Below are 11,863 nucleotides of genomic sequence, written 5' to 3' on the forward strand. Positions count from 1 at the left end.
AATACGAATAAGATGAAATTGAGATATAACAAATTCGTGACTGCCCTGGCATTTACCGCCGGTTTGCAGCTCATGTCCTGCTCGGACAGCTTCCTCGACGTGAAACCCAAGGGGCTGAACCTCGAGGCGAACTATTACCGCAATCAGGAAGAGGCATTCAATGGCCTTGTGGCAGCGTATGATGTGGTTGGCTGGCAGGGTAACGGCTACGTTTCCACCATCGCTACGATGAATGCGGCTTCCGATGACCATTTCGCAGGCGGCGGCGGCCCGAGCGACATCATGGATTTCCAGGTCATTTCCAACTATACCCTGAACCCAACCACCGGACCACAGGGAGAACTTTGGAGAAAAGGCTTCTCGGGCGTTTTCCGCGCGAATGCCATTCTCGAAAAACTCCCTGGGGTGCCGATGGATGAAACGCTCAAAAAGCGCTACACAGCCGAAGCGAAGTTCCTGCGCGGGTATTTCTATTTTGAGCTGGTGAGGCTGTTCAAAAACGTTCCGCTATTTACGCGCACCATTTCCACGCAGGAGATGTACGAGGTGCTGCAAGCAGCGCCGGCGGAAGTTTACGCGCAGATCGAGAAAGATTTATCGGAGTCAGTCGCTGATCTTCCGGTAACTATCAATGTAGCCACGGAAGCTGGCCGTGCAGGACAAGGAGCGGCGCATGCTATTTTGGGTAAAGTGTATTTGTATCAAAACAAATTCGCCCAGGCAGCGCAGGAACTGGCAAAAGTGAATGGAACACCGGGCGGCAATAACACCTATGGCTACAAGCTGCTAGACAATTTCGACGACCTTTTCAAAACGAAGAACAAGTTCAACAGCGAATCTATTTTTGAACTTTCCTATACCAACACTTCTGCCGGAGGATGGAGCTGCGTATCGTGTACCGAGGGGAATGTGATGAACATCATCACCGGCCCGCGTGGCTATAATCGCAAGTCGGACGCCGCGCCCGACTATGTTTCGGGATGGAGCTTCCTGCCGGTTACGCCCTCGCTGTTCGAAGCGATTCACTTCGATCCGCGTTACAAAGCGACCATAGCTAACCTCGATAGCCTCGAAAAGGCAGGGGCGGTGGCCTATGAGAAAGGTTATATGAACACGGGCTATTTCCTGGAAAAATTCGCAGGTCGCCAGTCCGACCGCTGGACAGGCGCCGGTGCACCTGAGCTGAACTTCCCGCAAAACATGTACGATACGCGCCTGGCCGACACTTATTTGCTGGAAGCCGAAGCCCTCGTACGCGGGTCGGGCGACCTCACCCGCGCAGCAGCGCTCCTGAACGCGGTGCGCGCCCGTGTAGGTCTGAAGCCGGTGGCAGCGACATTTGAAAACATCAAAAAAGAGCGCCGTCTTGAACTCGCAGGCGAAGGCCACCGCTGGATGGACCTCGTACGCTGGGGCGATGCGGCTGCCGTGCTCGGACCGAAAGGGTTCGTAGCGGGCAAGCATGAAATTCTTCCTATTCCTTTGCTGGAACTAGAAAACACGAAAATCGAGCAGAGTAAAGAATGGGGCGGGACAAGGTAGCTGTTCCGTACCCAGATCAGAAAGGCTTGGAGCTTTGCTCTAAGCCTTTTCTTTTGACTCGTCCACATGAAACCCGAGGAAAAAATTGAACATATTCACCTCAGTGGGGAGCTGCAACTTCTTGCGCAGCCGGTAGCGGCTCACCTCCACGCCCCTGAGCGAAATGTTCATAAGCTGCGCTATTTCCTTACTCGACAGGTTCATGCGTAAATAGGCACTCATTTTCAACTCATTGGCTGTAAGGTTGGGGTACTTTTCCTTCAATACGATTAGGAAATTACTGTGTACACTATCGAAATGCTTGGAGAATTGGCCCCAGTCTTTATCGACTTTATTCTCATCGCCCACGACCTTGATCATCTTTTTGAGATCATCGTTAATCTTGTCATCTTCTGCACTTTTGGTGATTTTGACCAGATCCGTTTTGAGCTTGGAAAGTAATTCAGCTTTTTGTACCAAATGCATAGCTGAGGTTGCCAGGTCAGTGTTTTTGTGCAAGATTTCGGCTTCCAGCTTCTCGTTTTTAAGTTTGATGATCTCCTTTTCGCTCTTTTCAAGTTCAAGCTGATGCAGGTATTGCAGTCTTTTTTGTTCTTCCAAATGTTTTTGCTGCTGCTGCAAAAAACGTTTTTCCTGCCACTTGTAGGATAGCCAGACCAATCCGAGAATCAGCAGTCCATAACCCAGGTATGCCCAGATCGTCTGGTACCATGGCGGGAGGATCATGAATGAATAGCCCGCTATTTCCGATTCGCTACCGAAATTATTACGTGCTTTCACTTTGAAGGTGTAATGGCCTGGTGGCAAATGCGTGTATTCTTTCGAGCTTCGTGCCGACCAACTCGACCAGTTACTATCAAAACCTTCCAGAAAGTAGGCGTATTCGATGCTGGATTGCTGGCTGAACAGCGTCGATGAAAACTCAAACCCCACTGAATTCAAGCGGTTTGCAATGCGCGGCACCTGATCGTCGGATTGTTTTTGCAATTCATTGATCTCTCCGAAATACCCGCCGAAAAGCAGCGAATCGGTGCCAAAAGAGCGCATTGCGCTAATCTGCACATTGATATGGCTCTTGTTCTGCTTGTATTTTTTGTAATTGATATGGTAAATGCCCTTTTCGCCGCCTATCAGGATGTTTTCTTCATTTAACGGGTGAATGTATTCAAAGCCCGAGACCATTTTCTGGTTGATTTCAGGAAGGAAAATGATCTTCGGATTACCGCTGCTCATATCCACTACCCCCAGCTCCTTTCCCCGTACAAACCAGACGTTACCTGACTGATCTTCTTTCAGATAGCGCACGCCCGGATTCTTAAATATGGTATTATAATACCCCGATGACAGAAACCGGTCGGCCGCCGCATTGTACTCGTAGATACCTTTTTCGGTGGCTACCAGGATCTTATTTTTAACTTTATATATATAATTGTTATTCAGCGAAAGCGGCAGGCCGTCCTTGTGCGTATACAAACGCGCCCGAGACCTTCCATTATCTGAGATCGTGACCTTGTATACCCCGCGATAAGGATGCGATGTCCAGATCACGTTCTCCTCGCGCACGTCCGCACACAGGAAGCGCGAGGCCACGTCGAATCCCGCAACCGCGCCGGAAGGCCGGAAAGAATGCCCGTCGTATTCCAGGAAATTGACCCCGTTGTAGTTCCCTACTGCGACCTTTTTGACCGGATAGATCCGCGAAAGCGGTAAAAAGCCCCAGAAGCCGTTCCGCTTTTCGATGGGCCGAGCCTGGTTACCCTCCACCTCAAAAATGCCCTCGTGGTGCGCCATCAGCAATTTCCCATTAATTTCGGACAACCCCCACACCTGCCCGCGCGAGTGCTCCACAAAACTGAATGTGCCTTTCACATAACTCAGATCATCAAAATGCTCCACTGCCACCGAATACAGGCCGTTGGAAGTACCCAGATACAGGTGGCCTTTGTGAATCACCGATGCGTAGCCCGCTTCATCTTTGGTTACGGCCGGGTACATGGTTTTGATGGCATTGTCGTAAGCGATAAAGTCGATGCCGTTATCGAGTCCCAACCAAAGATTTTTGTCCTGATCACGGAAAACACTGAGTACGTTGTTGTTCTGCAAACCATCGGCGCGGGCGAAGCGGTGTACGAACTCCCCTTCATTGGTGACGATATAGCATCCTCCAAGGCTCGTTGCCAGGGCGATCAGCTTGTCGTTCACCCGTGTTGCCGCATAGACCCGTTCGCTTTTAACCCGATCGATGAATGCGGATTGCAGGCGTGTAGCACGCTCACCCGAGAGCCGAAAGATTCCCGCGTCCATCGTAACGAGCAGGGAGGTTTCCTTATCCAACGGCAGCAGGCCTGTTGTAAGGTATTCGGCCGGCAGCTCCCCCGCCGTAATCCAGGGAATCCACCGGCCGTTATCGTAACGCAGCAGGCCGCTCGCCGCGTCCTGCGCCACCGCAATGCCATTGCAAACGCCCATAAAGCGCCAATGCGAACCGCCGTTGAACACACTCACAGCATTGTCTTCATACACGAAAATGCGGTTACTGGCCCTGAAAAAGACGCTGCCGTTCAACACGGCCACATTCCAGATATCGGCAAAACCGCGGTCGCGCTCGTGTACGAGATTGCGCAGGGATACATAATGCAAAACCCCGCGCTGGTCGGGCGTGAAATAGCCGAATTCGTTCTCACCTCCAATGTAAATGCGGTTATCCGCCCCTATTTCCAGCGAGCGGACCTTCGTTTTATTGGGTAATGGATAAGTGCGCCAGTAAATGCCGTCGAAAGTGAGCAGCCCCTCATTGTTGGCAAAATACATCATACCATTCCGGCCCTGGCGGATTGCCCAGTTCTGGGTTCCGGCATGGTAGGTTTGCTTGGAATAGTTCACAACCTCGGGCAAACCGATCGTATTCTGGGCACGCAATTGCCGGGCCAACAGGATCAGAAACAGGACAGCGACAATTCGTATCATATTCCAGCATTGCAGTACACCGATGAGAGGATTGACGTAGTTCCGAACTACGCCTGGGCATTTATTTAGCAATTTTTGTCGGGTTGTTGTAGTAATGTAGTAGCCCGGTATGCACATTGTTGTGCAGGTTACCCTACATTTGAACTCGCAATATATTACATTATTATCAGTGTATTTCAATAGAAGTTTAGAAAGCAAACTATGAACTCACGAACTCTGAACTCATGAACATTTTATATCCTAAACCTGCCCTGTTGCTGGGTATTTATCTGTTGACCTGCTCGATGGCGTCGGCCCAGTCGAAGAAAGTCACCGCGGATTTCTGGCTCACCAATTCGGATAAGTCCGTCCTTTTTCAGAGGCAGCCCAAATTGACTTTTTGGAAAACATCGAAAGTTGCACCCCCCGTAGAGCCGCCAGTTATCCATGTTAATACCAAAAGAAGGTATCAGGAAATCGACGGGTTCGGTTTTACGCTCACCGGCGGCAGCGCCTCACACCTGATGGGGATGAGCAAACCTGCCCGCACCGCTTTGCTGAAAGAGCTTTTTTCAACGGCAGGCAATGGAATTGGCATGGCTTACCTGCGCGTAAGCATAGGCGCCTCCGATCTTAATGAAAAAGTATTTTCCTATGACGATATTCCACAAGGCCAGACCGACCCCGAAATGCAGCACTTCGACCTCGGTCCCGACCGCAATGATGTGATCCCGATCCTGAAAGAGATTCTTGCCATCAATCCCAAACTGAAAATCCTGGGCTCGCCCTGGTCCCCGCCGGTGTGGATGAAAGACAATGGCGACACCCGCGGCGGAAGTCTGAAACCGCAGTGGTATGATGCTTACGCCAGCTATTTCGTGCGCTACATTCAGGATATGCAAAAGGAGGGCATCCGCATCGACGCGGTTACGGTTCAGAACGAACCATTGCACCCCGGCAACAACCCGAGTTTGCTGATGCCGGCAAAAGACCAGGCCGTTTTTATCAAAAACCATTTGGGTCCCGCATTTGAAAAGGCTAAAATCGATACCAAAATCATTGTTTACGACCACAATGCCGACAAACCGGAGTACCCGATTTCGGTCCTCGACGACCCGGACGCGAAGAAATATATAGACGGTTCCGCATTTCACCTGTACGGCGGAACAATTGACGCCCTATCGAAAGTCCACGACGCGCATCCCGACAAGAATCTCTATTTCACCGAGCAATGGATGGGCGCACCCGACAATTTTGCCAAAGATTTCCCCGATCATATCAAAAACCTCACCATCGGCGCGACCCGGAACTGGGCCCGTACCGTGCTGGAATGGAACCTGACGAGCAACCCGCAAAACCGCCCCTTCACCGACCGCGGAGGCTGCGACCGCTGTCTGGGCGGCGTCACCATCGACGGCGATAAGGTCACGCGCAATGCAGCGTATTACGTGGTCGCGCACGCGTCGAAGTTCGTGCGGCCGGGTTCGACACGGATCGCATCCGGTAATAATATCACCGTCGGCAGGGCTGCCGACGTAAAAATTCTCGATGTAGCGTTCATCACGCCTGAGGGAAAAAAGGTTTTAATTGTTTTGAATGATTCGGATGCCGAAAGGAAGTTTACGATTCAGGATGAGGGGAATGTTACGGTGGTTAGTCTGAAAGCAGGTTCTGTCGGGACGTTTGTTTGGTGATGGTTGTCCAGCAACGTTCTCACACGTCGTATTTGTTGTTACATGCCCTAGGGCATTTTTGCGATTAGGTATGGCTAAAACAACTAAAACGCAACTTCCCGCGTGCGTCCGCGAAAATCGATTAATACAACTTTCTTTAATCCTTCACGCAGCAAAGCAATATTCCGGCCCGATTGTGATAAGTAGCCGGAGCCATAACCTAATTCAAATCGCTTCGAACGGCCGTTGGCATAGGTTGCTTGCAGCACCGCATCCTGTGGCATGGGTTTGATATAAACCATTTTATCTCCAAGACCACCAGCGAACGCCAGCAACGGGGCATTATTTTGAGCAGCCAAAACCAACGACCGGCCGTTACCTAACCGCAAATGCGCCATTCCCTTGGCGTCGCCGGGCACAAAAATCCCGCTCTGAGCAGAACTGAGCGGCTTGAACCCGCCTTTGCCGTCACCGGACATTAACAATCCATTCAAACCATCCAAGCGACCACTAATTGATTCCGTTGCATAGCTATTGCCGGAAAGTAAGAGATCCAGGTGACCATCCTGGTTGAAATCTTCGGCTAACAAGCCATAAACCGGGCTCATTTGGGCGGCAGAAGGAAGGAATTTTAATGCAAACTTCCCACTACCCTTGTTTTCCAGCAGGACTGATTGCATGGTTTCGCAAATCAGTTTCCTGGCGCCTTCGAGTTCTTCGGGTTTGAAAATGTCAGTGATTTTCGCTTTGGAATAATCGGCGTAATAAATAAATCGTTTTTTGAGAAAATTCATCTGGCTGGTCATTTCGTCGCGCGGGTGTACCGGATAGAGATCCTCTCCGATGTAGCGGGCCATTACCGGGTCCATTGTCCCGCTTTTATCAAAATCCTTGGCGAACAATGTCAGCGGTTTGTCGTTGGAAGGCTTCCCTTCACTATTCAGTCCGACGTTGCCCAACACATAATCGGTATCACCGTCCTCGTCGAAATCTCCGGAAGCAATGCTGTTCCACCAGCCTGTTGTGTTTTTCAAAGTGGTCTGCGCACTCACATTAACCAGCTTTCCCTGCTTATTTTTGTAAAAAACTACGGGCATCCATTCCCCTGCCACGATCAGATCCACCCAGCCATCCTGATCGAAATCAGTCCATAAGGCGGTTGTAACCATACCGATGTTTTTGATTTCAGGACACACCGTTTGCGTTACTTCTACGAACCTGCCGCCTTCATTTCTAAGAACATAACTTTCGCCGGGCATCGGGTAGGCGCCGGGAGCGAGCCGGCCTCCGACGAACAGATCGAGGTCTCCGTCGCGGTCAAAATCGGCGGCGTTTACAGTTGAGCCACTGGCTGCAAGGGACGGTAATGCATTGGTATTCATGCTAAAATTACCTTTTCCGTCATTTGTATAGAGCCTGTCCTGATAATATCTGGAGCCCGTCTCAAATTCATTGCTGCCGCTCACAACGTACAAATCCTGGTCACCATCGCCGTCGGCATCGAAAAACAGCGTGCCCATATCCTCCTCATACTTCTGCCCCGCCACCAGGGCTTTTGAATTGAAGCGCTGCTGGTTGTCCTGCACAAAAACGCGGCCCGACTGGTTAAATGCGCCACCGACGTAAAAATCATCCAGTCCATCGCCATTTACGTCCGCGACGGCAATGCCCGGACCATTTTGGGATAACAAATGCGGTAATAACGGCTGTATTTTGAAATCAATATACAAATCATCTTTGTGCTGAAAATCAATGCCGTCGCTGTTTGATGCTACCAATAAAGGTGCATTAACTGCGTCGTTACCAGTCTTGAGATAGTTTGCGGGCGCATTGCCCGACGCCTTTGCGTGATCCAGTTCGAGCATTTGCCCGGCTTTAATACTCTTCAAAACCTGCATCCGTGAATCGGGCCAGATGATCGTCAGGCTATCGATTTGAGCCGCATTACAAAGCCCGAAATGCTCGCGGTTGGGTTCCGTCGTCGATTGGTAACCGCGATAGGGCGAATGCTCGGCATATTGGTTGCCCTTAGCCGTCCAGAGCCAAATTTTGGCGCCGAAACCGTCGCGGTTCAACGCAGGGCCTTTTAGTTTGACTGTCAGCCAATGCCGGTCCTGTTTACGCTCGGAGTGGTTTTCGTACAAAAATGCCTCGCGATCGATGTTGTTCATCGCCACATCGAGGTCGCCGTCATTGTCAAAGTCGGCGTACACCGCGCCATTGGAAAATGAAGGGATGTCAAAGCCCCATTCGGCGGATTTGTTGGCGAAAGTGAGGTCGTGGTTGTTGGAAAAAAGGTAATTAGGCACGTGGGCTCCTTCTACTTTCTTCAATGCCTCCGCAAGCCTGCGGTTGTCGCCTCCACCCGAGCGCATTTGCATCTCGTATTCGGCCATACGATAAATCACAAAATCCCGGTTGGTAATGTCCTTGGGATAGCCATTGGTGATCATCAGGTCGCGGAAACCGTCGTTGTCGTAGTCGGCAAACAATGCGCCCCAGCTCCAATCCGTGGCTTCCACACCCGAGTAACGTCCAATTTCGCTGAAAACCGGGTGATTACCGCCCGGCATATTTCCTTCATTGTGCTGCAATGTGTTCCGCATGAACTGCGGCTCATAACCCATCCGCAATTCCGACAAATGCCGGTCATAATTCATCAGTCCGAACATATTCTTGCGGCGGACCGGGTCCTGAGGCAGCATATCCACGGTGATGAAGTCAATCAAGCCATCATTATCGATATCGGCGGCGTCATTGCCCATTGCGGAATAGCTTTGATGCTTGAAATAGGAAGCTATTTCATTTTTGAAGGTGCCGTTTTGCTGGTTAATATAAAGCAGGTCATTCGAGACATAATCATTTGAAACATAGACATCCGGCCAGCCGTCATTATTCACATCGGTAACCGCAATACCCAGGCCGTAACCTTCTTCCAGGATGCCGGATTCCTTCGAAACATCGGTGAATGTACCGTTTCCATTGTTGCGGAAAACGCGATCGGCATTGGGCGAAGAGCCATCGCTGATCTTTGGCCGGATATTGTTCGGCCCGCGCATATTCATCACGTTCGTAACGAGATAGGCATCCAGGTCGCCGTCGTGGTCGTAATCGAAGAATGCCGCCTGCGTGGTGTTTCCGCTGTAATCCAGTCCGTAGGCCTTCGCTTCTTCTTTGAATGTGTTGTTTTTCTGATTAATGAAGAGCAGGTTCGGCAGCGTGCCAGCCTGTGCGGGGCCTGCCCGGCAAACATAAATGTCGAGAAAGCCGTCGGCATTGATATCCACCATAGCCACACCCCTTGCCCAGCCTTCGGGTATCTGAATGCCCGATTGGGCGGTTATATCCTCAAACTGAATCCGTTGTTCTTTGCTTTTATTGATATACAACTTACTCTCGGTCATGTTTCCGGTAAAAAACAGGTCCGTGAGGCCATCGTTGTTGATGTCGCCGGCCCCTACCCCGCCGCCATTATAGAAGTACTCATAGGTGAGTATGTTGAGCTGGTCGTCCTCCTGCAACCGGTTATTGAAATCGATGCCCGTTTCATTGGCAGACAGCAGTTCAAACAGCTTTTGATCGTCTTTCTTTGATGTGCATGCTCCGATCAGCGAGGCTATGCAAAGAAACAGGGATAACGGGCGGGTCATCGGCATATGCAATTATTGCGGCCCTGCGGCAGGCGACCCTGCGGCAGGGATTTTGGTAAAAAACCTGACTTCGTACAGTTCCTGGTTCTTCCCGGGAAGGTAAGGCTTCTGGGCCTTTTTCAATATCAGGTGCTCGTCCGAAAGCTTCACGATCTGAAAACCGCTCAGCCGGTGGCCTGTCGAATCGGTATAAACCAGCGAATCGGCGGTTGGAAGCTGGTAACGGTAGGTTTTGAACTTCTCTTTTTTCCGTTCGGTCATCACGCCGTCAGCGCCATACTCGAACGTAGACCAATGCTCGTCGAACGTATTGTTGGTAAAACTAAACCCATTGACAAAGTTGCTGATCGAGTCCGTGCGCCACACGCCTGTAAGCTCCCGCTCACGCGTGTTGCAGGCAGTGAGGTTAGCGAACGCAACGGCGATTATGATAAATGGCAGTTTGGAAAACAGAGTCATTGGGTCAACGAGTCATTTGGGGTAAATCGACAAATGTCACGCTGAGCGCAGTCGAAGCACTCGGGTTATCGCTACTATCCTTCGACTGCGCTCAGGATGACATGAACATCCTTCACAATCCTTTATTAATAATTACTATTCTGCTTCAAAACCCCATTACTCAAATCCACCTCACGTTGCGGAAGCGGGAAGTAGTAATGTTTGGGTTTGATAAAATTGCGGCTAGGCTTGAATGGGCCACGGGCGATTTTGTAATGGGCGGCGATGTCGATCAGCCCGGCTTTGTCCCAACGCATCAGGTCCTGGTGACGTTCGTTTTCGCCGGCCAGCTCCACGCGGCGTTCATGCATAATGTCGGCCATTTTCGCGCCTGTTTTAGCAGCAAGTCCGGCACGTTTCCGTACGGCATTCAGTTCGGTATCACCACTCTGGCTTGAACGGATTTTTGCCTCGGCCACCAGCAGGTACACGTCCGCCGAACGCAGGAAAGGTGCGTTCAGGCTCTGGCTCATATCCCCGGCATCGGTAAAACTGGTGTATTTACGGAACGAGTAGCCGGTCACCCGGGTCATGTTGGCAGCGAACGTAGTGGTGCCCGCAGACCCGCGATTTACCTTGTCACCAGGACTATAAATCGAGTACGAACGGCGCGGATCGCCTTTTTCAAACTCCTGCACCAGGTCTTCGATCGGTTCATGGAAACCCCAGCCTCCAAATACCTGCGGTGTGTGGTAAAAGGTAGGTGAATTGTCGGTAGTCCAGCCGGTTTCGTATTGCAGCGAAAACAGGATTTCAGGATTATTCTCGGTCGTGAGCTGGAAGTTTTCGTCGTAGTTACCAGACAGCTTGTAGGCTGCATTACCGATCACTTTTTGCCCCGCTTCAATTGCCTTTGCCCAATTTTCCTGGTATACATACAATTTAGTCAGAAAGCCGTTCGCAGAACCCTGTGTTACCCTGCCTGCTTCGCCATCGGCGTAGCTCACCGGCAGCAGACTTGCGGCCTTCTGGAAATCCGATTCCGCTTGCGCGCGTACTTCGGCGAGTGTTGCCTTGGGTTTGTTATAATTGTTGTTTAGGGCATCCTCTTCCAGGATAATGGGCACTTCGCCGTAAATCAACGAAAGACGCCAGTAGACAAATCCGCGAAGGAAATATGCCTCACCCATGGTGCGGTTCCTCAATGCGTCGTCCATGGCCACTTTCGGGGCGTTGATCAGCACTGCATTGGCGCGAGAGATTACCTCGTATTTGGTGGACCAGGTAGCCAGAATGTGCGAATTGGCGGCATCGAACGTGAACATTTCGAGCGAAGTTTCATCAGAATGGTCGCCTGCGCGGTTCATGTCGTCGGAACAGTTGTCGAACGTGTATTCGGTATGCGCGAAACCGTCTTCGTTCAGTAGCGGGGCGTAAATGGCATTGGTGGCGGCTACCACGTCATCGCCGTTGCGCCAAAACTGCTGGGAAGTAACCTGCCCGTACGGTGTGCTTTCGAGCAGATCGTCGTTACAACTGGTTGCGGCCATCAGAAAAACCCATCCGGCCAGTACATATATCTTTTTCATGTCGGTTATATCTTGATATCAATTA

General features: G+C 50.9%; 6 protein-coding genes. 2 read left to right on the top strand and 4 right to left on the bottom strand.

From position 1 onward, the window contains the following. Positions 1-12: 12 nt before the first annotated feature. Positions 13-1,542 (top strand): RagB/SusD family nutrient uptake outer membrane protein, encoded by a 1,530-nt coding sequence (locus ACTJJJ_RS08595; RefSeq protein WP_426294106.1) that lies wholly within the window; start codon positions 13-15, stop codon positions 1,540-1,542. A gap of 39 nt (positions 1,543-1,581) precedes the next feature. Here ACTJJJ_RS08595 and ACTJJJ_RS08600 read toward each other — a convergent pair whose 3' ends face one another. Then, entirely contained in the window at positions 1,582-4,509 is a 2,928-nt protein-coding gene (locus ACTJJJ_RS08600) for a triple tyrosine motif-containing protein (protein WP_426294105.1), read from the bottom strand. 224 nt (positions 4,510-4,733) lie between these two features. Between ACTJJJ_RS08600 and ACTJJJ_RS08605 the strand changes: the two genes are divergently transcribed. Next, complete coding sequence (locus ACTJJJ_RS08605; protein WP_426294104.1) at positions 4,734-6,182, top strand: glycoside hydrolase family 30 protein; 1,449 nt, start codon at positions 4,734-4,736, stop codon at positions 6,180-6,182. 83 nt (positions 6,183-6,265) lie between these two features. On the opposite strand, the gene ACTJJJ_RS08610 is transcribed toward ACTJJJ_RS08605, so the two are convergent. The 3 genes from ACTJJJ_RS08610 to ACTJJJ_RS08620 form a co-directional block, all read right to left on the bottom strand. After that, entirely contained in the window at positions 6,266-9,811 is a 3,546-nt protein-coding gene (locus ACTJJJ_RS08610; protein ID WP_426294103.1) for a VCBS repeat-containing protein, read from the bottom strand. Between the two features lie 12 nt (positions 9,812-9,823). Next, positions 9,824-10,270, bottom strand: coding sequence for a hypothetical protein (locus ACTJJJ_RS08615; RefSeq protein WP_188928570.1), 447 nt, complete (start codon positions 10,268-10,270; stop codon positions 9,824-9,826). A 125-nt stretch (positions 10,271-10,395) separates the two neighbouring features. Then, a complete protein-coding gene (locus tag ACTJJJ_RS08620; RefSeq protein ID WP_188928568.1) occupies positions 10,396-11,838 on the bottom strand; it encodes a RagB/SusD family nutrient uptake outer membrane protein in 1,443 nt (480 codons plus the stop codon). Between the last annotated feature and the right edge of the window lie 25 nt (positions 11,839-11,863).

Origin of the sequence: Dyadobacter sp. 22481, from assembly GCF_052044875.1 — a bacterium.
Lineage (GTDB): Bacteria > Bacteroidota > Bacteroidia > Cytophagales > Spirosomataceae > Dyadobacter > Dyadobacter endophyticus.